At 71.5% G+C, this 26444-nt stretch carries 26 protein-coding genes and 1 pseudogene; 14 read left to right on the plus strand and 13 right to left on the minus strand.

Annotation, left to right across the window (positions count from 1 at the left end):
* Together CFP66_RS35235 and CFP66_RS35240 are read left to right on the plus strand one after the other, a co-directional pair.
* The coding region (locus CFP66_RS35235) for an IS30 family transposase (RefSeq protein WP_143517466.1) at positions 1 to 345 on the plus strand (345 nt) is incomplete at its 5' end.
* A 7-nt stretch (positions 346 to 352) separates the two neighbouring features.
* Positions 353 to 655: pseudogene (locus tag CFP66_RS35240) on the plus strand (transposase); the annotation flags it as partial.
* On the opposite strand, the gene CFP66_RS35245 reads toward CFP66_RS35240, so the two are convergent.
* Together CFP66_RS35245 and CFP66_RS48170 are read right to left on the minus strand one after the other, a co-directional pair.
* Positions 638 to 2017 (minus strand): folylpolyglutamate synthase/dihydrofolate synthase family protein, encoded by a 1380-nt coding sequence (locus CFP66_RS35245; RefSeq protein ID WP_125911366.1) that lies wholly within the window; start codon positions 2015 to 2017, stop codon positions 638 to 640. The pseudogene CFP66_RS35240 and the gene CFP66_RS35245 overlap by 18 nt on opposite strands.
* A gap of 187 nt (positions 2018 to 2204) precedes the next feature.
* Complete coding sequence (locus tag CFP66_RS48170) at positions 2205 to 2366, minus strand: hypothetical protein (RefSeq protein WP_158228327.1); 162 nt, start codon at positions 2364 to 2366, stop codon at positions 2205 to 2207.
* A 254-nt stretch (positions 2367 to 2620) separates the two neighbouring features.
* On the opposite strand from CFP66_RS48170, the gene CFP66_RS50480 reads away from it, so the two are divergent.
* On the plus strand, positions 2621 to 2794 hold the full coding sequence (locus CFP66_RS50480; RefSeq protein WP_158092275.1) for a hypothetical protein: 174 nt from the start codon (positions 2621 to 2623) through the stop codon (positions 2792 to 2794).
* A gap of 282 nt (positions 2795 to 3076) precedes the next feature.
* Here the strand turns inward: CFP66_RS50480 and chrA are convergent, their stop codons facing one another.
* From chrA to CFP66_RS35265, 3 genes are read right to left on the minus strand one after another with little or no spacing between them, the layout of a single operon-like run.
* Positions 3077 to 4543, minus strand: a complete 1467-nt coding sequence (gene chrA, locus CFP66_RS35255; protein ID WP_085915310.1) for a chromate efflux transporter — start codon at positions 4541 to 4543, stop codon at positions 3077 to 3079.
* 38 nt (positions 4544 to 4581) lie between these two features.
* A complete protein-coding gene (locus tag CFP66_RS35260) occupies positions 4582 to 5013 on the minus strand; it encodes a chromate resistance protein ChrB domain-containing protein (protein WP_085915311.1) in 432 nt (143 codons plus the stop codon).
* Positions 5010 to 5516, minus strand: coding sequence for a Chromate resistance protein ChrB (locus CFP66_RS35265; RefSeq protein WP_085915312.1), 507 nt, complete (start codon positions 5514 to 5516; stop codon positions 5010 to 5012). The genes CFP66_RS35260 and CFP66_RS35265 overlap by 4 nt, the downstream gene beginning before the upstream one ends.
* 597 nt (positions 5517 to 6113) lie before the next feature.
* Between CFP66_RS35265 and CFP66_RS35270 the strand changes: the two genes are divergently transcribed.
* The 3 genes from CFP66_RS35270 (at position 6114) to CFP66_RS35285 (ending at position 9014) form a co-directional block, all read left to right on the plus strand.
* A complete protein-coding gene (locus CFP66_RS35270) occupies positions 6114 to 6305 on the plus strand; it encodes an AlpA family transcriptional regulator (protein WP_085915313.1) in 192 nt (63 codons plus the stop codon).
* A 68-nt stretch (positions 6306 to 6373) separates the two neighbouring features.
* Entirely contained in the window at positions 6374 to 7609 is a 1236-nt protein-coding gene (locus CFP66_RS35275; protein WP_085915314.1) for a site-specific integrase, read from the plus strand.
* Between the two features lie 493 nt (positions 7610 to 8102).
* A complete protein-coding gene (locus tag CFP66_RS35285) occupies positions 8103 to 9014 on the plus strand; it encodes an NAD(P)-dependent oxidoreductase (protein ID WP_094929687.1) in 912 nt (303 codons plus the stop codon).
* A gap of 737 nt (positions 9015 to 9751) precedes the next feature.
* Here the strand turns inward: CFP66_RS35285 and CFP66_RS35295 are convergent.
* Complete coding sequence (locus CFP66_RS35295) at positions 9752 to 10744, minus strand: YafY family protein (protein WP_094929689.1); 993 nt, start codon at positions 10742 to 10744, stop codon at positions 9752 to 9754.
* A 105-nt stretch (positions 10745 to 10849) separates the two neighbouring features.
* Between CFP66_RS35295 and CFP66_RS35300 the strand changes: the two genes are divergently transcribed.
* From CFP66_RS35300 to CFP66_RS35325, 7 genes are all read left to right on the plus strand, one after another.
* On the plus strand, positions 10850 to 11305 hold the full coding sequence (locus CFP66_RS35300) for a VOC family protein (protein WP_094929690.1): 456 nt from the start codon (positions 10850 to 10852) through the stop codon (positions 11303 to 11305).
* An 11-nt stretch (positions 11306 to 11316) separates the two neighbouring features.
* Entirely contained in the window at positions 11317 to 12345 is a 1029-nt protein-coding gene (locus CFP66_RS35305) for an aldo/keto reductase (protein ID WP_094929801.1), read from the plus strand.
* A 124-nt stretch (positions 12346 to 12469) separates the two neighbouring features.
* Positions 12470 to 12928, plus strand: coding sequence for a nitroreductase family deazaflavin-dependent oxidoreductase (locus CFP66_RS35310; protein WP_094929691.1), 459 nt, complete (start codon positions 12470 to 12472; stop codon positions 12926 to 12928).
* 140 nt (positions 12929 to 13068) lie between these two features.
* A complete protein-coding gene (locus tag CFP66_RS35315) occupies positions 13069 to 13335 on the plus strand; it encodes a GlsB/YeaQ/YmgE family stress response membrane protein (RefSeq protein WP_094929692.1) in 267 nt (88 codons plus the stop codon).
* Between the two features lie 589 nt (positions 13336 to 13924).
* Positions 13925 to 15928 carry a DEAD/DEAH box helicase gene (locus CFP66_RS35320; RefSeq protein WP_233159974.1) on the plus strand — a complete coding sequence of 668 codons (2004 nt, stop codon included), beginning with the start codon at positions 13925 to 13927 and terminating at the stop codon, positions 15926 to 15928.
* 115 nt (positions 15929 to 16043) lie between these two features.
* Positions 16044 to 16169 carry a hypothetical protein gene (locus tag CFP66_RS50040; protein ID WP_255413916.1) on the plus strand — a complete coding sequence of 42 codons (126 nt, stop codon included), beginning with the start codon at positions 16044 to 16046 and terminating at the stop codon, positions 16167 to 16169.
* Positions 16166 to 16720 carry a cysteine hydrolase family protein gene (locus CFP66_RS35325; RefSeq protein ID WP_094929693.1) on the plus strand — a complete coding sequence of 185 codons (555 nt, stop codon included), beginning with the start codon at positions 16166 to 16168 and terminating at the stop codon, positions 16718 to 16720. The genes CFP66_RS50040 and CFP66_RS35325 overlap by 4 nt, the downstream gene beginning before the upstream one ends.
* Positions 16721 to 16740: 20 nt before the next feature.
* On the opposite strand, the gene CFP66_RS35330 is transcribed toward CFP66_RS35325, so the two are convergent.
* From CFP66_RS35330 to CFP66_RS35360, 7 genes are all read right to left on the minus strand, one after another.
* Positions 16741 to 16929, minus strand: a complete 189-nt coding sequence (locus tag CFP66_RS35330; RefSeq protein ID WP_094929694.1) for a hypothetical protein — start codon at positions 16927 to 16929, stop codon at positions 16741 to 16743.
* A gap of 88 nt (positions 16930 to 17017) precedes the next feature.
* Complete coding sequence (locus CFP66_RS35335) at positions 17018 to 17497, minus strand: peroxiredoxin (RefSeq protein ID WP_094929695.1); 480 nt, start codon at positions 17495 to 17497, stop codon at positions 17018 to 17020.
* 119 nt (positions 17498 to 17616) lie between these two features.
* The gene (locus tag CFP66_RS35340; RefSeq protein WP_233159975.1) at positions 17617 to 18786 is read right to left on the minus strand and encodes a helix-turn-helix domain-containing protein; all 1170 of its coding nucleotides are present in this window, start codon (positions 18784 to 18786) and stop codon (positions 17617 to 17619) included.
* A 448-nt stretch (positions 18787 to 19234) separates the two neighbouring features.
* Positions 19235 to 20806, minus strand: coding sequence for an amidohydrolase (locus CFP66_RS35345; protein ID WP_158228328.1), 1572 nt, complete (start codon positions 20804 to 20806; stop codon positions 19235 to 19237).
* On the minus strand, positions 20803 to 22131 hold the full coding sequence (locus tag CFP66_RS35350; protein ID WP_094929697.1) for an MFS transporter: 1329 nt from the start codon (positions 22129 to 22131) through the stop codon (positions 20803 to 20805). Before CFP66_RS35350 ends, CFP66_RS35345 begins: the two co-directional genes overlap by 4 nt.
* A 10-nt stretch (positions 22132 to 22141) precedes the next feature.
* Positions 22142 to 23491 carry an aspartate aminotransferase family protein gene (locus tag CFP66_RS35355; protein ID WP_094929698.1) on the minus strand — a complete coding sequence of 450 codons (1350 nt, stop codon included), beginning with the start codon at positions 23489 to 23491 and terminating at the stop codon, positions 22142 to 22144.
* Positions 23492 to 23522: 31 nt separating this feature from the next.
* Positions 23523 to 25013, minus strand: coding sequence for a CoA-acylating methylmalonate-semialdehyde dehydrogenase (locus CFP66_RS35360; RefSeq protein WP_094929699.1), 1491 nt, complete (start codon positions 25011 to 25013; stop codon positions 23523 to 23525).
* A 51-nt stretch (positions 25014 to 25064) separates the two neighbouring features.
* On the opposite strand from CFP66_RS35360, the gene CFP66_RS35365 reads away from it, so the two are divergent.
* The gene (locus CFP66_RS35365) at positions 25065 to 26426 is read left to right on the plus strand and encodes a PLP-dependent aminotransferase family protein (protein WP_198961879.1); all 1362 of its coding nucleotides are present in this window, start codon (positions 25065 to 25067) and stop codon (positions 26424 to 26426) included.
* Positions 26427 to 26444: the final 18 nt, after the last annotated feature.

The following is a 26444-nucleotide window of genomic DNA, read 5'->3' on the forward strand; positions in this document are numbered from 1 at the left end:
ACGATGACCACGATGCCCGCCGAACTGCTGCGGTCGCTGACCTGGGACCGCGGCAAGGAGCTGTCCGCTCACGCGCAGTTCAAGGTCGACACCGGCATCGCCGTCTACTTCGCCGACCCGCACTCGCCCTGGCAGCGCGGCACGAACGAGAACACCAACGGCCTGTTGCGACAGTACTTCCCCAAAGGCACCGACCTGTCTCGCTGGACCCACGACGAGCTACTCGCCGTCCAGGCGGCGGTCAACAGCAGACCCCGGAAAGTCCTGGTCTGGAAGACGCCAGCCGAAGTTCTCGACGAGCAGCTACGGTCGCTGCACCAAGCCGGTGTTGCAACCACCAGTTGAGCCCAGGCAGTTCACCTCCTGGACCTTCACCGAACGCGCCCGCAGAGCGGGCCTGCTGCCCTCGCTGGGCAGCATCGGCGACCCGTACGACAACGCCGTCGCCGAGGCCTTCTGGGGACGGATGCAGACCGAGCTACTCGACCGCCGGCGCTGGCGCACCCGCGTCGAGCTCGCGAATGCGATCTTCGAGTACATCGAGGGCTTCTACAACCGACGCCGCCGACACTCCGCATTGGAGTGGATGAGCCCCGTACAGTTCGAAACCATCGACCGCCCGTCGGGCCTGATCTCCTCACCGACGTGTCCGTGAAGCGGGGTCAACATCACAGTGTCCGGTGCCAGGGGCCAAGCTCAATGCCAGTGAGCGCGCAACCGGCAGTGCCTCGCCCGCGACATACAGCGATCCAGTGACCACCGCGACACCACGGTCGCGGTGGCGGGCAGCATGGCGGACCGCTGCACCGACGTCGGCCTCGACCTCGACAGTCCGCGCGCCTACCGCTCGCGCGGCAGCGACTAGCGCGCTGACCGGCATTGCCCGGGTTGTGCGAGGCGATGTGCAGATGACCAGACTTGCGGGCCGCACTCCAAGGGCACGCAAGAACGTCTCGGGATCGCGCTCCCCAGTCATGCCGACCACCACGGTGGAAGCAGGCCCGGCGAACCGCTCGCGCAACCCGCGGGACAGGGCGGCGGCTGCCGCGGCGTTGTGTGCCCCGTCCACGACGAGAGGACCCGGAGCGTGCACGAGCTCGAACCGCCCCGGGGCGTGCGTCGCAGCGAACACGTCCCGGACCACCTGGTCGTCCACCGCCGCGCCGAGCCACGTCTCTGCCGCGGCCAGCGCCACGGAGGCGCTGGCCGTCTGCCACGGCGCGAGCAAACGCAGGAAGACCTCGTCGTACGTCGCGGCTGGTGTGAACAACGACACCGATCGCCCGGCCGCCACCGGCGAGTCAGCAATGACACCGAAGTCGTGACCGGTGATCAGCAGCAAGGACGGGCAGCGCGCCTCGAACGGCGGGTGAATCGCCGCGTCCGGCTCACCGAGCACCACGGCCGCTCCCGCCGGGACGGCACCGGCTTCGGCAATTGCGTTGTCCCACAGGGTTGCGCCGAAGTACTCGACGTGATCGATCCCCACCGACGTGACCGCCACGACCCGAGCGCCGAGCGCGGTGGTGGCGTCGCCGCTGCCGCCGAGGCCAGTCTCGACCACCGCGACATCGACACCCTGGTCGGCGAACCAGCGGACGGCGGCCGCGGTCATCAGCTCGAACCAGCTCGGCGGCTTCGATCCGTCCCGCTCATGCTCGACTACCGGGCGGAGCACGGACGCAAGTTCCTCATCGGTGATCGTGGTGTCCCCGATGACGATGCGCTCGTGCGGCACATCGAGATGAGGACTGGTGTACAGCCCTACCCGAAGACCACTGCGCTCCAACAGCCGGGCGAGGACCCGAGCAGTCGTCGACTTGCCGTTCGTTCCGGCCACGAGCACCACCGGTAGCTGACGCTCGGGATGGCCCAGCACGCCGAGGAGCCGCTCCATGGCGCCGAGGTCAGGGCGCGGCAACACCGACCCACCAGGCGGGATGCCCACTCCCGTTTCACGGTTGACGTGAGCATCCAGCCATGACCAGACCGATGTCCGCGACTGCCCCTGCTCCACGGTGCGAGATTCTAGGCTCTTCGACTTTAGGCGGGCACCGTCGGATTCCTCGCTGACAATCGGCGGGTCTGCCGGGTGCAGTGCAACCGTACCCGGCGCCAGTAGTTGTCCCGGTTCCGGAATCCGCAGGCGGCGGCCGCGGGCCGCTGCTTGTCACGTTGCTCGGGGTGGCGGCGTTCGCGCTGGCCTACACGCTGTTCGCCGTGGCCGGGCCCGAGCTGGTCGTGCTCACGGTGGCGTTCGCGTACGCGGGGGTCGGGATCGGCTGCGCCGAGACCGCCGAACACGCCGCCATCGCCGCCACCGCGCCGCCTGGGCTGCGCGGGTCGGCGTTCGGAATGCTCGCCACGGCAGGCCGGTGGCAACGTCGCCGCCAGCGCCGTCGCCGGGCTGCTCTACACCTTCGCCTCCCCGAGCGTCGCGTTCGGCCATCTCGTCGCCTGGATGGTCGTCGCGCTCGCGGTGCTCGGCTGGTCGCTGCGCACGTGAGGGCGCATCGCGTCATCGTGCGGTCACCGAGGCCGACGCGCGGGTGTGGTGGGCGAGGACGGCGTGCGGGTCGTCCCCGAGTCGCTACCGGGGCCTGACGTACACGGTGGACGGGTGGAGCTTCGGTACGGCGTGCAGCAGCCGGTGCTCGGTTGTGTGGCGACGTCGTGGGCCGCGCTGCGCAGCACGACCGGGATCACCACGGTGATGAGCAGGCCGATGATCAGGTCGACCAGCGGCAAGCCAACGAGCACGCCCGGCGCGGCGGGGACGACGGCGAGGGGGTGAGGACGTCGGTGCGGGCGTGCAGGCCGTCGGCGACGAGCGCGGCCGACCTGTTCCGACGCCCGACCCGGATCCGGTAGACCGCGGCAAGCTCGTTGCCGGCGGACCCGATCGACCCTCCGCCAGCTCGACATGACCCCCGACGAGCTCGCCGTCACGTCCGCAGCGGCGGCCTCGACCTCACCACCGGCGATGTGGCCGAGCTGGCCGTACGCCCACCACGCCCGCTGGCCGACTGGCTCGCCGGCCCAGGTGCACTCCGGCCGATGCAGGCGCGAGGGCAGCTCAGCTGACCGGCAGACCGACCAGCCCGGCTCCCAGCCCGAGCAGAGCGCACACCCCGAGGACCCGCAGTACCGGCCATCGCGCCCCGAACACCAGCCCGGCGGCGACGACGGCGATCCCGAGCGCGACCGGACGCAGCGACGCGACGTCCGGCACCGTCGCCACGAACGGGCCGGCCGCCACCACCGGGGTGGTGGCGAACAGGGTCGCGGCGGCGAAGAACACCGCCAGGTGCGCGATCACCCCCACCACCGCGGCGGTGATCCCGGCCAGCGCCGCCGCCAGACCCCGGTGTGCGCGCAGCGCCTCGATGTAGGGGGCGCCCAGGAAGATGAACAGGAAGCTCGGCACGAACGTCACCCACGTCACCAGCACGGACGCCAGCACCCCGGCCACCCACGGATCGAACGGCCCCGGGTCGGCGTACGCGCCGAGGAACGCCACGAACTGCACCACCATGATCAACGGACCGGGGGTGGACTCGGCCAGCGCCAGCCCGCGGACCATATCCCCCGCGCTCACCCACCCGTAGGTGGACACCGCCTGCTGCGCGACGAACGCCAGCACCGCATACGCCCCGCCGAAGGTGACCAGCGCCGTGCCGCCGAAGAACACACCCTGCGTGGTGAAGACGCTCCCCACCCCGGTCACCAGCGCCACCACCCCCACCGGCGCGGTCCACAGCAGCAGGCCGATCCCCAGCAGCCGCACCGTCCGCCGCATCGAGGGTCGCTCGGCGTGCAGGTGATCATCAGGCACCAACGGTGCAGCACCCTCCGAACCGGGGTCGTGCCCGGCCGGTCGGGTCAGGGTCGGGATCCGTCGCCCCGCCAGCAGCCCCACCACGGCAGCGCCGCCGACGACCACCGGGAACGGCACGGCGAACCCGGCCAGCGCGACGAACGCGGCCACCGCCAGCACCACCAGTACCGGATGGGTCAGCGCGCGCCGCCCGACCCGCACCACCGCCTGCACCACCACCGCGACCACCGCGGCTCCCAGGCCGGTGAACAGCGCCGCGACCGCGGTGGTGTCGCCGAACTCGACATACAGTGCCGACAACGCCAGCAGGGCGACCATCCCAGGCAGCACGAACAGCACCCCGGCGGCCACCCCGCCGCGCAGCCCGTTGAGCAGCCAGCCCACGTAGATCGCTAGCTGGTGCGCCTCCGGGCCGGGGAGCAGCATGCAGTAGTTCAACGCGTGCAGGAACCGGCGCTGCCCGATCCAGCGCCGGTCATCCACCAGCGCCCGTTGCATCACCGCGATCTGCCCCGCCGGACCCCCGAAGGTCTGCAACGAGATCGCGAACCACGCCCGCACCGCCGACCCGAACGGCACCACATCACCGTCGGAGCGCCCCGGCCCACTAGGGGACGCCACCACCGGAGATGCCGCAGGCCCGGAGGTGATGTCCGGCGGCCCGGTCCGGGCGCCGGGGGTCGGGTCGTCGGCGGGGTGGGTCATCGTTCTCCTTGTCAGGGGGCAGGGCGGGGTCGGGGTGGTCAGGCCGGGGGCCGGTCGAGCAGGGTGGCCCGGCGGAAGTACTCGTAGAGCCCGTCGAACACCGGTCTAGTCACAGCCAGCACCGCCGCGTCGTCACACACCATCGACAGCCCGCGCAGCACCACGTCCAGACCCGCCGCCTCGGGGGCGTCGAAGAGGCCGTCCTCCAGGTCGGCCTCGTGCACGATCCGCGCCAGCGACCACAGCACCGGGTCGGCCAGCCCGTGATGACGCAGGATCGTCTCGAAGGAGCAGTCGGCGCCCTGGTGCCCCAGCACCACACCGCGCATGTCGAACGGTGTCGCGTCCCCAGGGACCTGTTCGGGATCGTCGACGAACACGAACTCGGCATCCTCGTCGACGGCACGGCGGATCAACCAGGCGCACGCCGCACGGTCGATGTGCACCCCGGCCCGGGTCGCCCACCTCATCGACCTGCCTCCGCCGCAACGTCGGTCCGGGCGTCGATATCGGCGGCCAGCGCGGCCACCGCTGCCCGGGCCGCCGCCCGGGCCGGGCCGGGGAAGTAGTCCCGCCGCTCCACCCGCCGCAGTTCGGCCCGCACCCTGCGCAGCGCCCCCACCCGGCCCGGCGCCGCCCGGTCCGGGTCCGCGGTCGCCTGCCGCACTGTGTCGACCAGCCGCACGTACTCCTCGTCCCGAGCCGCACGCATCCGCTCCGCCAGCTCCCGCGCCTGCCGCGCCGCGCCCGGCCAGGCCACCCACACCATCGCCGAGCCGCCGACCCGCACCACGTCCTCGGCCACCCACTCCAGGTGCTCACGGGTCCGGGCGTCCGCCGGCAGCGCCACCACCCCGTCCCCCACCTGCGCAACCCCCAACGCCTTCAACCGTCGCCACACCGCGATCCGCGGCGTTGACGGCTCCCGAGGCACCCGGTAGCACAGCAGCACCCACTCGCCACCCGCTGTCATGCAACCATGGTTACAGCAGTATTGCTGTCGTCGTCAAGGTGCGCCCGCGCAATCGGCGGACGTTGCATCCGTGATGGGACCGCACGTACCGGCGAAAGTCGTCATCTGTCGTCGGGATCCGTGCCTGAGCTTCGACTGCCGAATCAGGCGGGTCGCCATCGACGCTCAGCTCTCGACCCGGCGCTCAAGACGAGATGCTGAGCGGACATGTCGTTCGCCAGCCGCCGCGCCTACAACGCGAACCGCGCTTCACGTCGCAGGGCGTGGACGTAGTGGTCAAGACGGTCCTCGGTACCGAACCCCCACCACGTCCTCGGGCAGCAACGCATTGACCACGGATACGCCACGCTGCGACCACGGATCGATCGGGATCTGTCGGGGAGGTGGTTGATCCACCTCCCACAGCTAGCCTGCGGGCCGGACAAAACAACGTGGTTGTGCCGTGATCGACCGCGATGCGACCGGCGCAAATACCGGCGATCCCTCATGGATGAGCCCGCGAACCCGGTCATGACCGCGATCGACCACACGAAGCAACGCAGCCACAGCAACGGCCGCGAACTCTCCGGATAGAGGCACATCATTTCGGAGGAATCGATGGAAGGTCAGCCGCACCAGCTGTGGGGCGTCCATGAGGTCGCCACCTACCTCGGCGTTCCCGTCGCCACTCTCTACCAATGGCGCCACCGCGCGTACGGACCCCGAGGCCGTCGCGTTGGCCGCTATATCCGCTACGACCCTGACGATGTCCGCAGCTGGTTCAGCGACCAAAGCGAGACGGTCACGTGATCTCCCCCGCCGCGGCCTCGCGCGGCCCGTTCCGGCGAGGCCGCCTGCCGACGCACGTCGGGTAGCCGATGGCCACCGTCGACGACAACTGGTACGCACTGATCAAGCGGCCGGACGGGACCACGCAGAAGGTCCCCACATCGCGCCACGGTGTCGGTTCCCGGTGGCTGGTCCGATGGCGCGACGACGCGGGCACACCCCGTAAGAAGTCCTTCGCCCGCAAGGCAGACGCCGAACGCGCCGCGGCCGAGATCGAGACCGAACTGGCACGAGGGACCTACCTCGACCCGGACGCCGGCATGATCCGCTTCCGCGACTACGCCGAGCAGTGGAGACAGGCGCAGTTCTCCGACCCTGGAACCACCTACCAGGTCGGGATCAGGTTCCGGCTCCACGTCTACCCGACGTTGGGGCACCTGCCCCTGCGCACCATCACCCCATCCTTCATCCGCCAGTGGACGAGCGGCCTGCGGATGGCGCGCAGCTACCAGCGCACGATCTTCGCCAACGTCTCCCAGGTCTTCAACGCCGCCATCGCCGACGACCTCATCGCCAAGAACCCCTGCCAATCCGGGACCGTTCGCAAACCGGTCCCTGACCCGCGCACGATCATCCCGTGGCCAGCGCGGTGGGTCGCCGACGTCCGCGAAGCCCTTCCCGCCCGGTACGCCGTCCTCGCCACACTCGCCGCAGGCGCGGGACTGCGACAGGGCGAGATCCTGGGCCTCACCCCCGACGACATCGACACCCGGCAGGGGACGGTCCATGTTCGACGGCAGGTCAAGCTCACGGCCAGCAACCAGCCGTACCTCGCCCTGCCGAAGGGCCGAAAGACCCGGTCGGTTCCCGTTCCCGCATCGGTGATCGACGCGGTCCTCGACCAGATCACGGACCACCCCGCCCGGACGCTGACATTGCCGTGGGACCGACCCGACGGAGACCCGCTCACCGTCTCGCTGGTTTTCACCAGCCGGGAGTCCACGCCGGTGAACCGGCACTACTTCAACGCGAAGATCTGGAAGCCGGCCCTCGTCGTCGCCGGTGTCCCGCCGACGCGGGACAACGGCTGCCACGCGCTGCGGCACTACTACGCGAGCGTCCTGCTCGACGGCGGCGAGTCCATCAAGACGGTCAGCGAACGCCTTGGCCACGCCGACCCAGCGTTCACCCTGCGCACCTACACCCACCTCCTCCCCAGCAGCGAGAGCCGAACGAAGGAGATCATCGACTCGGCACTGCCGGCGCTCCCCCGGCGTCCCGGGCCGCGCCCATGTGCCACAGATGTGCCACGATCTTCGAGATGATGTTCATCCGCGCAGGTCAGCGCAATACATAGCGCTCTACTACGACGTCTGATCGGTAGCCCTGCCTGACCTGTGGCAACAGGTCTGGGCAGCATGATCAGGCCGTCAGACTGCGAAGGCCCGGTGTTCCTGTCCTCGGACGGAAAGACCGGGCCTTCGTCGTGCCAGAACACCCGATGGTCCTACGAATCACGGTCAGGTCGGCGTCCAACGCCCGCACGATCCGCCCGCCATGCAGCGCGCCATCGCCCGGCGCGCCCGCTCGACCTCGCCGGCCTCCCGCATCCGCGTATTCGCGAACACGGTCAGGGCGAACCGCGGCAGCGCCCGCTGAGTGACCAGCTGAGTGACTATCGGCCTGTACCGGGGTGGTCGTTCGTGGACGAGCATGGCCACTGTATGACCGTTGAGCTGCGGAAATCCTGTGGTCGGCGGGCACCGACCCTCCTCAGCCGGACATGCTCCGGCCCGCCGGGGTGCTTGACTTGGCCTCATGCGGATCTTCTTCACCGGCGGCAGCGGCAAGGCCGGGCACCACGTCGCGCCCTACCTCGCCTCCCGCGGCCACCAGGTCACCAACGCCGACCTCACCCCGCTCGGCCACCACGACGTCACCGACCTGCGGGTGGACCTCACCGACGTCGGCGAGGTCTACTCGGCGCTGGCCGGCGTCCCGACCCCGGACGACTTCGACGACCCCCGCCCCGAACCGTACGGCGGATCGGCCTACGACGCGGTTGTCCACTTCGCCGCGATCCCCCGCCCGCTGCTCGCCTCCGACCAGGCCACCTACGCGACCAACGTCCTCGCGCACTACAACGTCCTGGAGGCCGCCACCGCCCTCGGCATCCGCAAGATCGTGTTCGCCTCCTCGGAGACGACCTACGGCGTCTGCTTCGCGCGCGGCGAACGCAAGCCCCTCTACGTCCCGGTCGACGAGGAGCACCCGGTCGTCCCCGAGGACTCCTACGCCATGTCGAAGGTCGCGGGCGAGGTGACCGCGCGGTCCTTCCACGCCCGCACCGGCGCCGACGTCTACGGCCTGCGCATCAACAACGTCATCGAACCCCACGAGTACACCGAGCTCTTCCCGGGCTTCCTCGAAGACCCGGCGCTGCGCAGGCGCAACCTCTTCGCCTACATCGACACCCGCGACCTGGGGCAGCTGACGCTGCGCTGCCTGGAGACCGACGGGCTCGGTTACGAGGTCTTCAACGTCGCGAACGCCGACATGTCGGTCGCCGCCACCACGACCGAGATCATCGACCGGTTCTACGACGGGGTGGACGTGCGACGCCCGATGGGCCGCGACGAGACGTTCTACTGCATCGACAAGGCCCGCCGGCTGCTCGGCTACGAGCCGCGGCACTCCTGGCGCGACGTGCTGCCCGACCCGGGAGCCTGACGGGCACCCGCGCTCCCGGCCGGCAACCCGTTCCACCGACGGTGCCACCCACCATCGAGACTTGCGATGCACCGGCCGCGGGTGGGCGACCGCCCACTCGCCAGCGCGCCCGCCGTTTCGACGCCCACCCCTGGCCCCGGTACGGATTGGCGGGTTCGCACAACACACGGTGTGCGCTACTACGACGTGTAGCCGGCCGAAGGGGTGTGACCGCCGGTCTGTCCACCGCGATCCTGGTCGCTTCGTCTGCGTCGGGTCAGGTCCCGGGCCGTTCCCGCCCCGCCTGGAACGTCATCCGGTAGGCCCTCGGGGCGGTACCGAGGTGCCGGGCGAAGTGGTGCCGGAGGGTCTCGATCGACCCGAACCACCGCAACACGGTCGTGCCCCGCTCACTCGCAGAGGCCTGCATCGCGCTCGACGTACCCCTCGGGCTCGGCGTCGTCCTGATCGCCCTGCGCTCCTGAATCGGCTGCTGCCGGCGCAACCAGGTCGTCCATCAGCGGCGGAGTGGGACGGGGCCCCGGTCGGTCACCCCTCGGGTCATCCGGCCGCCCGGGTGAGTGGGTGACGGAGGACTTCGAGAAGGACCGGCCGTGCGCATGCCCTGGAGCTGCGGTGATCAGCGGTTGGGTGCAGGAACGGCCGGATGCGGCCGCCCGTGCACCCAACCGACGATCATGCTTCTGGCCGGCCCCGCCACGGCACCCGCCGCGCAGATCACGAAGTCAGGCTGCGAGCTAGTCGCCGCGTACGCGGGCCGCCTTCTCCGCTCGCACCGCCAGGTCACCGAACGCGGCGCGGAGTTCGGGTGGGGTGACCACCTCGATGTCGGCGTCGAAGCGCAGGAGTGACGCGGCGAGGCCGGGCCAGGACCACGACCCGATCTGGAGGCGGCAGCGGGCAGCGTCGAGTGGTTCGACGACACCGTCTCCGGCGAACGGGAGGACCTCGGCCGCGGGGAGGTCGAGGACGACCTCGGCGCGGCAAGGCCACTGGTCGGGTCCGTCGGAGCCCTTGAACCGCGCGGAGAGGAAGGCGACGGGGTCTCCCCCGGGAACGTCGCGGGGGGTGAAGCGCGGACCGTTGGGGACGCGCGGGGTCATCCGGTCGACGCGGTAGGTCCGCCATGCCTCGCGGTCGGGCACCCACGCGATCAGGTACCACCGGCCGGCGCGGGCGACCAGGTGGTGGGGCTGCACACGCCGCGGCGGCCCGTCCTGCTCGGCCGGCGCCGTGGGCGCGGCGTAGTCGAAGCGGAGTTCCTCGTGAGCGCGGACGGCAGCACCCACGGCGAGGAGGACGTCGGGGTCGGCCCCGGCGGGTGGGCCACGGTCGACGACGGTCGGCTCCACGGCGTCGAGGCGGCTGCGGAGGCGGGAGGGCATCACCTGGCGCAGGGTGGCGAGGGCGCGTGCGGCGGCCTCCCCGATCCCGGCGCCGAGCTGCGGGGCGCCGCGCAGCGCGATCGCGAGGGCCACGGCTTGGTCGTCGTCGAACAGCAGCGGCGGCATCTGGCTCCCCGCGTCGAGGCGGTAACCGCCCTCGGGTCCCTTCGTCGCGCGCACGGGGTAGCCGAGCTCGCGGAGCCGGTCGACGTCGCGGCGGACGGTGCGAGGGCTGACCCGCAGACGCTGGGCGAGCAGGTCGCCCGGCCAGTCCCGTCGCACCTGGAGCAGGGACAACAGGGACAGCAGGCGCTGCGACGTCGTCGGGGCGGCGCTGAGGGGCATGTCCCGAGCATGCCAGCAGAACAGGACGTTCCCTGTCCGCTACCGGTGTGAGAGTGGCTCCTGTCGCCGGGACGCCCCCGGCCGACGATCGGCGAGGAGCCCGAGATGTCTGTGAACGCGGTCGCCCACCTGAACTTCCACGGCGAGGCCCGGGAGGCGTTGGAGTTCTACCGGTCGGTGTTCGGTGGCGAGACCACCGTGGCCACCTACGGCGACTTCGGCGCGCCCGAGGACGCGCCGGGCGCGGAGAAGGTGGTGTTCGGACAGGTCGTGGCGCCCAACGGCTTCCGCGTGATGGCCTACGACGTGCCGGGCGCAGACGGGCCGCAGGGACCGGCGCCGGCGACGCGGCGCGAGCACGGCACCACGGTCACCACGGAGCGGTTCTTCCTGTCGCTTCGAGGGGAGACGGTCGAGGAGGTCGGTGGGTTCTGGGAGGGCCTCGCGGCCGAGGGCACCGTGATCGAGGCGTTCGGGCCGTCGCCGTGGGCGCCGGGGTTCGGGATGGTGACCGATCGCTTCGGCATCACCTGGGTTCTGGACGTGGCTGCGAGCTACTGACCGTGACGACGATGAGAACACGGCTGCTGGGACGGACCGGGATCCGCGTCAGCCCGTTCTGCTTGGGCACGATGATGTTCGGCGCGGCGGGGAATGCCGATCACGACGAGTGCGTGGCGATGGTGCACCGCGCGCTCGACAGCGGCATCAACATCGTGGACACGGCAGACGTCTACTCCGGGAGCGAGTCCGAGGTCATCCTGGGCAAAGCCCTGAAGGGTCGGCGCGACGACGTCGTGCTCGCCACCAAGGGCAACGGGCGCATGGGCGGGGACCCGAACAGGGTCGGCAGCTCGCGACGTTGGATCACCACCGCGGTGGAGGACTCGCTGCGGCGTCTGCAGGTCGACCACATCGACCTCTACCAGATCCACCACCCCGACCCGGACACCGACGTCGAGGAGACCCTCGGCGCCCTGACCGACCTGCTGCGCAGCGGCAAGGTGCGAGCGATCGGAGCGTCGAACTCCACCGCGACGGAGATCGTCGAGGCGCAGTGGACATCGGAGCGGCGGGGCCTGGCCCGCTACCGCACCGAGCAGCCGCCCTACTCGATCCTCAACCGCGCCATCGAACGCGACGTCTTGCCGACCTGCCAGAGCTACGGCCTCGGCACCCTCGTGTGGGGGCCGCTGTCGATGGGCCTGCTGACCGGCAAGTACCGCAAGGGACACACCATCCAGAACGCGAGGATGCGGTGGGTTCCGCGCCATCTCACCGATGCACACACCCTCGACGTCGTGGAGCGGCTCCTGGCTCTCGCCGACGAGGTCGGAACACCGCTGACCAGGCTGGCCATGGCATTCACCATCGCACACCCCGCGGTGACCTCGGCGATCATCGGGCCTCGGACGCCGGCGCAGCTCGAGGACCTCCTCGCCGGTGCCGACACCGTGCTCGGTGAGGACGTCCTCGACCAGCTCGACGTCATCGCACCGCCCGGCGCCGACATCGGGCTCCTCGACGTCTCTCCGTCGCCACTGGCGGTCTCGGAGGTGGCGCGACGCCGCCGGCCGGTCGAGGAGCGCGCCGCTGCCTGAGCGATTCGCCAACGGGATATTCGCCTTCGGCATCCGCAGAGGATGTCGAGAACGGACTGCCGGCGCCGTCCCCGGGGCAGGTGCGACCATCCGGGCCGCACCACACCCGGAGAGGACCCTCGAGATGGCCGTCGCCGATGACCTCGACCGAGCCACCGACTCGCAGTGGGACTGGGTCGCCGAGCACACCCGCACCTACCTGGCCTCGGGCGGCACCGAAGGACACGAGAACAACGGGGTGCGCACGCTCGTGCTCGCCACGACCGGACGCAGGACCGGCCTGCCGCGCCGCACCTGCCTGATCTACGGCAGCGCGGGCGACGAGTTCGTCGTCGTCGCCTCCAAGGGCGGCGCCGACGAGCACCCGGAATGGTTCACGAACCTCCTGGCGGAACCGAGCGTCGGGGTGCAGGTCGGCACCCACCGGTTCACCGCCCGCGCCCGCGTCGCGTCCCCGGCCGAGCGTGAATCACTCTGGCCCCGGATGGCGCAGATCTTTCCCCTCTACGACGAGTACGCGCAGAAGACCGACCGCGAGATCCCGGTCGTCCTGCTCACCCCGCAGCGGGCGCCTCGCTCGTAGCCCTCGCCGATCTGCACCTTGTCACCGACGGCGACGGGCAGCGAGTCGAGGCCAGCGTCGCTGGTTGCCGAGCAGGGTGAAAACATTGATCGGCAGGCGTCGCCAACGACGCAGACGGCACGACCTACGGGGGAGCACTCATGATCGGCACGATCATCGGATGGATCGTCTTCGGCCTCATCGCCGGGTTCATCGCTCGCGCGATCGTCCCGGGCAAGGACGACATCGGCATCCTGCGCACGATCGGCCTCGGCATGATCGGCTCGGTCGTCGGCGGCCTGCTGTTCGGCCTGATCACCGGCGGTCTCCGGGGCTTCGAGCCCTCCGGCTGGATCGGCTCCGTCATCGGCGCCATCATCGTTCTGGTCATCTACAACCGCGTCACCGGCCGCAAGGCCCGCCGCTGACGCCGACGCCCGCGCCGGGCACCGCACACACCTCGCAGGCTCCGCACACACGATGGGTCTTGTGTGCGGAGCCCGGCAGGTGTGTGCCGACGCGGTCGGCTGTCGTGTTACGCAGGTCATCCGTGTCAGCCCGTCGGTGCCCTCCTCACACCCGCCGCCAGACGGTAGGATCGGCCGGGGGAACCGACCCGGCGCATGCCGTCCGTCGATCGACGGCTGGATCTGTGCGGTGGGATCCGCGGCCGTCGATCGACGGCCATGCCTTCCCGTGTGCGGGCTGTTCGCCCCCGCGGCGTCGGTTACCCGCAGATCCGTGGAACCGGGTCGCAGCGCGGAGGAGCCACCTCGGCCCGCTCCCCGCGACGCCCCACCGCCTGATCGCACCACCGTGTGCGGCACGGCCGCCACGGCGGCCGTGCCGTGCACCCAGGAGGAGGAGTTCGTGGCTCGACGAGGCCAGCCCCAGACCAGGGCTCGCCGTGGCGCCCCACGGGACCGACGACGCGGCCGCGAGAGCGGGCCCGACGACGTCATGTCGGTACTCGCGCGCGCCGTCCGGGAGGTCGAAGCAGCCCTGCGGGGCGGCCGCGTGACCCCCGCGACACGTACGAAGTTCCAGGCGGTGGCGCTCCTGCTGCGTGATGAGCGCGCCCGGGTCCGGGCGGACGCGAGCAGCAGCGACGCGCACCGGGCCGAGCAGCTCAAGCGCCTCGACGGCGTCGCGACGATCCTCGCGAAGACCGCCGTCCGTGATGCCGGGCTACTGGCGCTCCTCGCCGAGGATGCCGTCGTCTCCGACGAGGCCAGGTCGCTCAAGCGGGACGTGCTGCGGACCGCGGGCATCGAGCCGGCCGTCGACGAGCTCCCGCCGGTGGAGCCCCCGGCCCCCGCCCCCAAGAACCGGGTGGTGCCGCAGTCGGTCGTCTCACGGCAGCTGGCCAACCCGTTCCTCGCCCCCGACGCCTCCGCCGTCCGGCCGACCACCCGCCCCCGGACGCGGCTGGCCACGTGGGAGCTGATCGGGCCGCTGCTCAGCTCGTTCGAGCGCGCCGGCAGCACCGGCGCGGCGTGCATGAGCCTGCCCGCGCCGACCTCCCGGTACACGCCCCGGGACCTGAAGCTCATGCCGCACCAGGCCGAGCTGGTCGCGGCGGCCGCCAGGGGGCACCGCACGTTCCTGCTCGCCGACGAGCCGGGGCTGGGCAAGACCGCCCAGGCGCTGCTCGCCGCCGAGGCCGCCAACGCCTACCCGCTGCTGGTCGTCGTGCCGAACGTCGTCAAGACGAACTGGGCACGCGAGGCCGGCATGTGGACACCCCACCGCTCGACCACCGTGATCCACGGCAACGGCGACACGATCGACGGGTTCGCCGACATCGTCGTCGTCAACTACGAGGTGCTCGATCGCCACGTCGGGTGGCTCGCCGACTTCGGGCTGCGCGGCATGATCGTCGACGAGGCGCACTTCATCAAGAACAAGACCTCCCAGCGCTCGCGCCACGTCCTGGAGCTCTCCGAGCGCATCCGGTCCTTCACCGCACGCCCGCTGCTGATGGCGCTCACGGGCACCCCGCTGATCAACGACATCGAGGACTTCCGGGCGATCTGGCAGTTCCTCGGCTGGATCGACGAGCGCAAGCCGCTCGCCGAGCTGATGAGCGCGCTCGACGAGACCGGCCTGACACCCGCCGACCCGGGCTTCTACACCGCGGCCCGCCAGCGCGTCGTCGACCTCGGCATCGTCCGCCGCCGCAAGGTCGACGTGGCTGCCGACATCCCGGCGCGCCGCATCGCCGACCTCCCCGTCGAGCTGGACGGGCCGGCCGGCCGATCGATCCGCGCGGCCGAGCGCGAACTCGCCCACCGGATGGTCTTGCGGTACGAGGAGGCGCTGGCCGCCCGGTCCGGTGCCATCGAGGGCCCCGACGACGGCATCGACCACGACCTCGTGCGCCAGGTGGCCCGGTGGGAGCAGAAGGACGCCGCCAACTCGAAGACCGGCGAGAACGTCTTCAGCATGATGCGCCGCATCGGTCAGGCGAAGTCCCGTCTCGCCGCCGACTACGCCGCTCAGCTCGCACGGAGCGCGGGCAAGGTGGTCTTCTTCGCCAAGCACGTCGACGTGATGGACGCCGCGGAGGAGATGTTCGCCGAGCAGGGGGTCCGTTTCGCCTCGATCCGCGGTGACCAGACGTCCAGCGCGCGGCAACGCAACATCGACGCCTTCACGAACGACCCGGGCGTCGCGATCGCGGTCTGCTCGCTGACCGCGGCCGGCGTGGGCCTCAACCTCCAGGTCGCCTCCGACCTCGTGCTCGCCGAGCTCTCCTGGACCGCCGCGGAGCAGACCCAGGCGATCGACCGCAGCCACCGCATCGGCCAGTCGCAGCCCGTCACCGCGTGGCGCATCATCGCCGCGCAGACGATCGACGCCCGGATCGCCGAGCTGATCGACAGCAAGGCCGGCCTCGCTGCTCAGGCGCTCGACGGCTCGGAGGAGGAGGTCGGGTCCTCGGCCGACGTGCAGCACGAGGCGCTCGTCACGCTGCTGACCCAGGCGCTGTCGATGGTCCCGGCCCACTCCGCGGGCTGACGAGGGCTGCCGGTCCGCGACCTCCGAGGACCGATCGCTCCGTCTGTCCTGCCAGTTCTTCCACGAAGCCGGCCCCCGGTGCGCGACCTCCACCGGGGACGGCATGCTCGTCCTCGTGAACGTCAGCATCGATGTCGCGGGTGCCGGAACGGCCGTGCCCCGGTTCCGGCGCACCCCGAGGCTCGGCCTCGCGGTGCTGCTGTTCGTCGGTCGACGGGTGGGGTCGGAGGTGCGCCGATGACCGCCGCGCTCGTAGTCGGCGACCTGCAGGTCGGGATCACCCGCGACTACGCCTTCAGCCGCCGGGTGCTCCCGCCGGTGGCAGCGCTGCTTCCCCGCGCCCGGGCCGCCGGCGTCCTGCCGGTCTTCGTCCGCACGGCGTTCCGGCCCAACCGGACCGACCTCGCCGAGACCAACCCCCTGATCACGGCGTTCTTCGACACCGGTGATGCCTTCCGCGAGGGCGCGCCGGAGACCGAGGTCGATCCGGCGCTCGTTCGTGACGCCGGCGACGTGACCGTGCTCAAACGGCGCGCCAGCGCGTTCGCCGGCACCGACCTCGACCTCGTTCTGCGCGCCCGCGGCATCGACGAGGTCGTCCTGACCGGCGTCGCCACCAGCGCGATGATCGCCGCCACGGCGTACGCCGCCGCGGACCGGGACTACCGGGTCACGGTGCTGCAGGACTGCTGCGCCGACGCCGACGACGACCTGCACGACGCATTCGTCCGCTCGATCTTCCCCGCGCGCGGGATGGCCGTGGTGCTGTCACAGGACTGGGCCCCGGCCTGACGAGCCGCCGGCCTCGGGCCTCAGCGCCGGGCGCGCACCGCCCGGACCAACAGGGCCACGCCGGCGGCCAGCGCCACCATGCCGATCACCAGCCACAGCCGGGACCCGGACATGAAGCTGCCACCGACGACGTTGGCCCCCTGCAGCGTCCACAGTGCACCGATCGCGAGCAGGAGGACACCGAGGACGGGCACCACGTAGCGGGTCATGCACCGAGCATGCTCCTCCGGCGGCGCCGGTGGTGGTCGGCCCCGCCACCGGAAACCCGGTCGACGCCACGCGGACCGGGGTGCCCGCTCAGAGCTTGAGCATCAGGTTCGAGCAGGAGGAGAGGTCGATGCCCTTCTCGTCGACGTCCAGGCTGCTCAGCACCCCGTCCTCGACGATGGCGGCGTAGCGCTTCGACCGCGTGCCCAGGCCGGCGCCGCGGCCGTCCAGCTCGAGGCCCATGGCCGCGGCGAACTCGCCGTTGCCGTCGGAGAGCATCAGGATGTCGTCACCGACGCCGTGGGCCTTGCCCCAGGCGTCCATCACGAACGGGTCGTTGACCGCGACGCACGCGATCGTCGTGATGCCCTTGGCCTTGAGCTCGTCGGCCCGCTCCACGAACCCGGGAAGGTGCACGTTGGAACAGCCCGGGGTGAACGCGCCGGGCACGGCGAACAGCACGACCTTGCCGCTGCCGAGCACCTCGCCGGACTTCACGACGGTCGGGCCGTCCGCGGTCACCACACGCAGTTCGACATCGGGGATCCGGTCACCCACGGAGATCGTCATGAGCACAACCTACGCCCGGCCGAGCCGTGAAAATCACCCCGCCCGGGCGGCTACGGCGATCCGCTGCCGACCGCGCCCGCCACTCCGACGGGCCACGCGGCGCGGCCGGGACCTGTCGATCACCCTGCGGGCATGCCGGACCCGGCACCCGCCACCACGTTCCCGAGATGCCGAGCCGCCTCGCGGACCACCGGCGGCGCGTCCGCGGCACCCAGCGTGTCCAGCGCGGCCAGCACGGTGATGTCGGTTCGAGTTGAACGAACCTCGTCGACACACGGCGCGATGCTCGTGATCGTCGCCTGCACATCGACCCACGCCGCCGCGAGCGCCTGCAGCTTGAGCAAGTTGGCCATGTCGTTGTAGCGGCGCCGGGCCTCGCGGCCGGGGATGCTCGCGATCGAGGTGGCCAAGGTATCGATGGCCGCTCCCCGGTCGGCCGTGTCGGCTCTGATCATGGCCTCGTGCCACGCCAGCTCGTGGTCATTGATCCACCACGTCCACTCGGGGTCGTCATCCCGGAGACCGTCGAGGTAGAGCGATCGGGCGTGCCGGAAGGCCCGCTCCGCTCCGGACCCGTCCCCGAGTTGCGCGAGTGCGCGCGCCTCGCGGATGCGGAACAACGCCTCGAGACGCGGAGAGAGTCTGGCGGTGTCCAGCACCATCCGGGCGATGCCGAGAGACTCCGCCGGACGTTCCCGATCGACCGCGTGCATGGACATGTTCTGCAGGGTCAACAGCTCCATGCTCGTATCCCCTGCGAGCCGGGAAAGGTGCAAGGCCTCATGATTCGCAGTTCTGACCAGCGCGTGTTCGCCCGCGTCGTAAAGCAGCCAGCCGGTCAACTCACCCAACTCCGCGGCCGCGGCGACCAGCTCCCGTTCGACACCAGGCGCACGGGGAGCGCTGCCGATCGTGCGATGGACCGACCGGAACAGCCCTCGCGCAATCGCAGCCGGCTGGTCGCCACCGAACTGGATCTCAAGATCGATCAGGGTGCGCGTGCGCGCCCGGAGGCACTCGACGTACTCAGCATCCAGCGGTGCTGCCCGAGCCGACCACCGACCGTCGTGATCGTCCATCGCGTCCGGTGGCCCCGCGTCATGAAGCTGCTCCACGGGCACGTCGAGCGCTTTCGCGTAGGCCCTGACGTGCTCCGGGGCGACGGTCCGCTTGCCGGTCTCCAGCAGGCCCAGAAGCGACTTGCTGAAATGCATACGTCCCGCCAGCGCGGACAGGCTCAGTCCGGCAGCTTCGCGCGCGGCGCGCAGGTTCCCGCCGAGGTCCGACACGAACTCGCTCCTTGTAGACGGCGGTAGACGCCGTGTAGACAGCAGAACCGTTCCAGCGACCCTCCGTGTCCGACAGGCTACGCGAACGCGCTCGCCCGCCGGTCGTCCTCTCGGCCGCGCGACCGGCAGAACCGAGAACGATGGGAACGATCGTGGCTGACGACGTGGTGACCGTGCACGCTGCCGGAGGCGGTGTGCGATGAACGGTCTGTGGCCCTCTTCCCTGCGGTGGGACACCCGGGTCGTGTTCCTCGAGGTACGGAAACTTTGGTGGTGGAACGCCTGGCACGAGACCACCGCTACCGAGCTCCACGGGTTCGCGGATTCACGTGATGCAGCAAGCCTGGCGATGTATCAAGCCATTGACCAAGCCGGGAACCCTCCCCGAAAGCCGGACGGAGAATTCCGGTAGCTGGGCGCACACCTCGGGCCTCACCGGGGTCGCACGTCAGCCCGCGGCCCAGACGCAGCTCCCGCCCACCCACGTCGAGCGCACCCCGATCGACGCGATCTCGCCGGGGCCGACGGCCGTCAGGTCGGCGTCGAGCACCACGAAGTCGGCGAGCCGGCCGGGTGTGAGCCGCCCCTTGATCGCGGCCTCGCCGGTGGCGTGGGCCGAGCCCGCGGTGTAGACGGCGAGCGCGTCGAGCACGTCGAGCCGTTGCTCGGGCCCCACCACCAGGCCCGCTGCTGTGCGGCGGGTGACCAGGCTCTGCAGCGCGAGCAGCGGGTCGATGGGCACGATCGGGAAGTCCGACGAGCCGCCGACCTGCACGCCCGCGTCCCGCAGCGACCGGTGCGCGCACGCCATCCCGGCACGTTGCGACCCGTAGAACTCGCTCACCGCCTCCCCGAACAGCGCGATGAACGGGCCGAAGGGCACCGGGGTCACGCCGGCGTCGCGGATGCGGGCGATCAGGGTGTCGTCGACGATGCTGCAGTGTTCGATGCGGTGGTTGGGCCGCGCCGGGCGGGCCGGCAGCGACTCCAGCACGTCGAGGACCTTCGAGATCGCGAGGTCGCCGTTGGCGTGCACGGCCACCCGCAGGCCCGCGGCGTCCACGGCGCGCACCGTCTCGGCGAAGTCGGCGTCACCGAGCACCTGCAGGCCGTTGTCGCTACCGGTGGCGCTGGTGTACGGGTGCCGGCACAGGCATGTGCCGCCGGAGAACGCGCCGTCGAGCATCAGCTTGACGCCCGCGAGCTGCAGGTGCGTGCTGTCGGGCTGCTCGGCCGGCCAGGTGGCCGGGTCGAACCAGCTGTGCCACAGCAGCATGCTCACCCGCGGCGTGAGCTGCTCGGCGCGCAGCGCGGCGGTGTACATCTCCTGCTCCAGCGGCGTGACGATCGCGTCGCAGTAGGAGGTGATCCCGACCTGGTGCAGCTCGGCGTTGACCTCCCGCAGGGCGGCCACCTGCGCGGCGGTCTCCCCGGCCGGGGCGATCGAGGGCGTCCGCGGGCCGGGCAGCCACGGGTCCAGCCACGCCCGCTCGTACATCCAGCCGTCGAGTCGGCCGTCGGCGTCGACGGTCAGCTCCCCGCCGGACGGCGCGTCGGCCGGGCTGCGGTAGCCGAGCACCTCCAGCGCGCGGCTGTTCACGACGGCACGGTGGAACGTGTACTGGATGATCACGACGGGGTGCTCGGTGGAGACCGTGTCGAGGAAGTCCCGGTCGACGCCGCCGATCTCGCGCTCGTTGATCGGCTGGCCGACCACCCACTCCCCCGACGGCACGACGGCGGCCCGCTCGCGCAGCGCGGCGCGCACCGCCTCCCGGTCACGCGCCCCGGTGAGGTCGACGCGGACGCGCGCGAGCGCGGCCTGCGACGGGTGGCAGTGCGCGTCGTTGAAGCCGGGCACCAGGAGCGCGCCATCGAGCTCCACCCACTCGGCGAGGGGGTAGCGATCCCGCAGCTCGGCCCGCGAACCCGACGCGACGATCCACTCCCCGTCGACCGCGAGCGCTTCGGGCTCCGGGCCCTCCAGCGCCACGATGCGCGGGCCGGTCACGACCTTCACGGCGCCACCAGCCCCTGGGCCGGGGTGACCTCGCGGTCCAGGTGCGTCCGCGGCCCGCACGAGATCGCGGCCAGCGCGACGAGCGACACCGCGGACAGGTACGCGCCGACGGCCAGGCTGCTCTGCGTCGAGGCGTAGAGGAACGTCGCGACGAACGGAGCGGGCGCCGAGGCGATGATGCCGCTGAGCTGGTAGGACAGGCCCGCGCCGGTGTAGCGCACGCGCGTCTCGAACAGCCCGGGGATGAAGCTGGTGATCACCGCGCTGGAGAACGCGTGTCCCACGGGAAGCGCCAGGAACGCCGCCAGGAAGATGCCCCACGCCGTGCCCGTCTGGAACAGGGCGAACATCGGCACGCCGATCACGATGCCGATGACGGCGCCGAACTGCAGCAGCCGCTTGCGGCCGATCCGGTCGGCGATCATCGCCACCAGCGGCATGCTGACGATGTCGATCGCCGCGGCGGCCATGATCATGAGCAGGATCAGGCCCCGGTCGAACCCGAGGTCCTGCGGTCCGTGCGCGAGCATGTAGACCGTGGCCAGGTAGAACACGGTGTTTCCGCCGGCGATGGACAGCGCCCCGATCAGCACCGAGCGCTTGTGTCCGCGCAGCACCTCCCCGATCGGCGCGCGCTGCGGCTCCTCGCGGCGGGCCTGCACCTGCTGCAGCGCCTCGAACTCCGGCGACTCGGTGATCCGCAGCCGGATGTAGAGCCCCACCGCGATCAGCGCCGCGGAGGCCAGGAACGGGATGCGCCACCCCCACGCCTGGAACTGCGCCTCGGGCATGAGCTGGACCAGGTAGAACGCGCCGGTCGCGAGCACGATCCCGGCCGGCACCCCGGCCTGGGGCCAGCTGGCGAAGAACGCCCGCTTGCGGGCCGGGGCGTGCTCCAGCGCCATCAGCGCCGCGCCGCCCCACTCGCCGCCGACGGCGAAGCCCTGCACGAAGCGCAGGGCGACGAGGACCACCGGCGCGGCGATGCCGATCGTCGCGTAGCCGGGCAGGACGCCGACCAGCACGGTGGCCAGCCCCATCCCCAGCAGCGAGTACACGAGCATCTTCTTGCGGCCCACGCGGTCGCCGTAGTGGCCGAACAGGATGCTGCCCAGCGGCCGCGCGACGAAGGCCACCGAGAACGTGGCGAACGCGGCGAGCCTGCCGGCCACCGGGTCGAGCGTGGGGAAGAACTGCTCGTTGAGCACGAGCACGGCGGCCGTGCCGAAGATGAAGTAGTCGTACCACTCGACGGTGGTGCCGACGAAGCTCGCGAACGCGACCTTCGCCGGCGACACCTTCGGGACCGTTGTCGACGTTGACATGGTCACCTTCCTACTTGCCGGTGTAGTAGCGGTCCACCGTGTCGAGCGCGGCGTCGAGGACGGCGACGCCCTCGCGGATCTCCTCGGGTGTCGTCGTGCAGGGTGGCACGACGTGGGTGCGGTTGAAGTGGGTGAACGGCCAGAGCCCGCCCGCCTTGCACGCCGCGGCGAACTCGGCCATCGGCGCCGCCGCGGCCCCCGTGGCGTTGAACGGCACGAGCGGTTCGCGCGTGTCGCGGTCGCGCACCAGTTCCAGCGCCCACATCACGCCGAGCCCGCGGACCTCCCCGACGCTCGGGTGCCGCTGCGCCAGCGCCCGCAGCTCCGGGCCGATCACGTCGCGGCCGAGGGCACGCGCGTGCTCGAGGATCCCCTCCTCGCGGAAGACGCCGATCGAGGCCACCGCGGAGGCGCACGCGAGCGGGTGCCCGGAGTAGGTGAGCCCGCCCGGATAGGGGCGCTCGTCGAAGGTGGCGGCGATCGCCGTCGAGATCACGACGCCGCCGAGCGGCACGTACCCGGAGTTCACGCCCTTCGCGAAGGTGATCAGGTCGGGAACGACGTCCCAGTGGTCCACCGCGAACCACTCGCCGCAGCGACCGAAGCCCGACATCACCTCGTCGGCGATCATGACGATGCCGAACTCGTCGCACAGCGCGCGCACGCCCGCGAGGTAGCCCGGCGGCGGGACCAGCACGCCGTTGGTGCCCACGACCGTCTCGAGCAGGATCGCGGCGACGGTGTGCGGACCCTCGACCGCGAGGAGGTCGCGCAGGTGCTGCAGCGCCCGCGCGCTCTCCTCCTGCTCGTCGGCGGCGTGGAACGCCGAGCGGTAGGCGTAGGGCCCCCAGTAGCGCACCACCCCTGACACCCCGGGCTCCGACGCCCAGCGCCGGGGCTCGCCCGTCACCGCGATCGCCCCCGCCGTGGCGCCGTGGTAGCTGCGGTAGGCGGCGAGCACCTTGTGCCGTCCGGTGTGCACCCGCGCCATGCGCAAGGCGTTCTCGTTGGCCTCCGCACCCCCGTTGGTGAAGAACACCTTGTCGAGGTCGCCGGGCGCCACCTCGGCGATCAGCCGGGCGGCCTCGGAGCGGGTGTCGTTGGCGAAGCCCGGCGCCACCGTGCAGAGCCTGGCGGCCTGCTCGGCGATCGCCGCCACCAGCCGCGGGTGCTGGTAGCCGATGTTCACGTTGACCAGCTGGGAGGAGAAGTCGAGGTAGCGCCGGCCCTGGTCGTCCCAGAAGTACGAGCCTTCCGCACGGGCGATGGGCAGCGGGTCGATCCGGGCCTGCGCGGACCACGAGTGGAAGACGTGGTCGACGGTGCGCACGCGGGCCGGCTCGGGCGCGGTGATCGTCATCAGCGTTGTCCTTTCGCTCCGCGAGCTCCGCTCACCGCGTCCTCGGGAAACCGAGGTCCACCGACGACGTGGCCGGGTCCGGCCAGCGCGAGGTGACGACCTTGCCGCGGGTGTAGAAGTTCATCCCCTCCGGGCCGTACATGTGCGTGTCGCCGAACAGCGAGGACTTCCAGCCGCCGAACGAGTAGTAGGCCACCGGCACCGGGATCGGCACGTTGATGCCGACCATCCCGACCTCGACGTCGAACTGGAACTGCCGCGCGGCGCCGCCGTCGCGGGTGAAGATGGCGGTGCCGTTGGCGAACGGGTTCGCGTTGATCAGCTCCAGGCCCTCCTCGTAGGTGTCGACGCGCACCACCGACAGCACCGGCCCGAAGATCTCGTCGGTGTAGACCGTCATCTCCGGGCGCACGTGGTCGAGCAGGGTCGTGCCGAGGAAGAACCCGTCGGCCGGCACGTCGGCCTCGCGGCCGTCGACGACGACGGTGGCGCCCGCCTGGGCACCGGCGCCGATGTAGCCCTCGACCCGGTCGCGGTGCTCCCGGGTGATCAGCGGCCCCATGTCGGTGCCGGCTGCGGCTCCGTCGCCGATCGTCAGCTTCGGCAGCCTCGCGGCGATCGCGTCGACGAGCGGGCCGGCGACGTCCCCGACCGCCACGGTGACCGACAGCGCCATGCACCGCTCCCCAGCGGCGCCGTACGCCGCGGACACCACGGCGTCGGCGGCCATGTCGACGTCGGCGTCGGGCAGCACCATCGCGTGGTTCTTGGCGCCGCCGAGCGCCTGCACCCGCTTGCCGTGCGCCGTGCCCGTCTCGTAGATGTGGCGCGCGATCGGCGTGGAGCCCACGAAGCTGACCGCGGCGACGTCCGGGTGCACCAGCAGCGCGTTCACGGCCTCGGCGTCGCCCTGCAGGACCGTGAACACGCCGTCGGGCAGGCCGGCCTCCTGCCAGAGCCGGGCGAGGAACAGCGCGGCGGACGGGTCCTTCTCGCTGGGCTTGAGCACGAACGCGTTGCCGCACGCGATCGCGTTCGCGCACATCCACAGCGGCACCATCGCGGGGAAGTTGAACGGGGTGATGCCGGCGACCACGCCGAGCGGCTGGCGGATGTTGTAGACGTCCACGCCGGTGGAGGCCTGCTCGGAGAACCCGCCCTTGAGCAGCTGGGGCACCCCGGTGGCGAACTCGACGTTCTCCAGGCCGCGGGCGATCTCGCCAGCCGCGTCGGAGAGCACCTTCCCGTGCTCCGCGGTGATGATCGCGGCCAGCTCGTCGGAGCGGTCGTGCAGCAGCTCGCGGAACCGGAACAGCACCGCGCTGCGGCTCGACAGCGACGCGCGACGCCACGCCTTCGCGGCGACGACGGCCGACGCCACCGCGGTGCCGGTCTCCGCGACGCTCGCGAGGTCGACCTCACCGGTCTGCTGCCCGGTGGCCGGGTTGAACACCGGCGCCGCGCGGCCGGAGGTGCCCGGGGTCTCGTGGCCGTCGATCCAGTGGGAGATGCGCGTCGTCATGCTGGGCACGGTATGTGTGACGATGCGCTAGAACAATATACCTTTTGCTCTGTGACAAAAGTGCGCGCCGAGCTCCTGTCCGCGATCGAGCAGCGGCTCGCACACCCCACCGCGCGGGACCTGGCCCATGCCGTGGGCCGGGCGATCAGCGACGGGGTCGTGGCGCCGGGCACGAAGCTCCCGCCGATCCGCGAGGTCGCCACCGAGCTGGCGCTCTCCCCCACCACCGTCAGCGCCGGGTGGGCCCTGCTGACCCGCTCGGGGACCATCCGCACCGACGGCAGGCGCGGCACCACGGTCGTCGACCGGTCCGAGCCGCGCGCCGGGCGATACCGCCAGGCACTGGAGCACCAGACGCACTTCCGCACCGACCTGTCGACCGGGGTGCCCGACGCCACGCTGCTGCCGAGCCTCACCGGCGCGCTCGCCGCGCTCACCACGGCCGGCACGCCCGGGAGCTACCTCGACGAGCCCGTCCTGCCGGAGCTGCGCGAGGTCCTGCGCGCGGACTGGCCCTACGACGCGGACGAGCTGACGATCGTGGACGGGGCGATGGACGGCCTGGACCTGGTGGCCCGCTCGGTACTGCGGTTCGGCGACCGGGTCGCGATCGAGGACCCGTGCTTCCCGCCGCTGGTCGACCTGCTCGAGGCCGTCGGCGCGCAGGTCGTCGCGCTGCCGCTGGACGGCGACGGACCGGACCCGGACGCGCTCGCCGAGGCGCTGCGCACCCCGCTGGCCGCCGTGGTGCTGCAGCCGCGCGCCCAGAACCCCACCGGGGTCTCGATGGGGCACGGCCGGGCGGACGCCCTCGCCGGGCTGCTCGAGGGCACCTCCACCCTGGTCGTGGAGGACGACTCGGCCGGCGCCACCTCGATCTCACCGCCCACGAGCCTCGGCCCTCGCCTGCCCCACCAGACCGTGCACGTGCGCAGCTTCTCCAAGTCCCACGGCCCCGACCTGCGACTGGCCGCGATGAGCGGGCCGAACGACGTGCTCGCCGCCGTCGCCGCGCGGCGCCAGAACGGCCAGGGCTGGAGCAGCAGGCTGCTGCAACGGATCCTGCTCAGCCTGCTCACCGACGACGCCGCGGGCGCCGCGGTGGCGGCGGCCCGCCACGAGTACGCGCGCCGCCGCCGGCTGGTGGTCGACGCACTCGCGGCCACAGGTGTGCCGGTCGGGGGCACCGACGGGATCAACATCTGGGTGCCGGTGCACGACGAGTCGGCCGCCATCGTCCGGCTCGCCAGCCAGGGCATCGGCGTCACGCCCGGCGCCCCGTTCACGATCGGGCCGCCGGTGCAGGACCACATCCGCGTCACGACGGGCCTGCTGGCCGAGGGCCACGCGGAAGTGGCGGCACAGATCGCCGCGGCGGCGCAGACGAGCGGCTGGCGCTCACGCGGCCGGTGACGATCGCGCCGTCCTGCA

Source organism: Pseudonocardia sp. MH-G8, assembly GCF_002262885.1.
Classification (GTDB): Bacteria; Actinomycetota; Actinomycetes; order Mycobacteriales; family Pseudonocardiaceae; genus Pseudonocardia.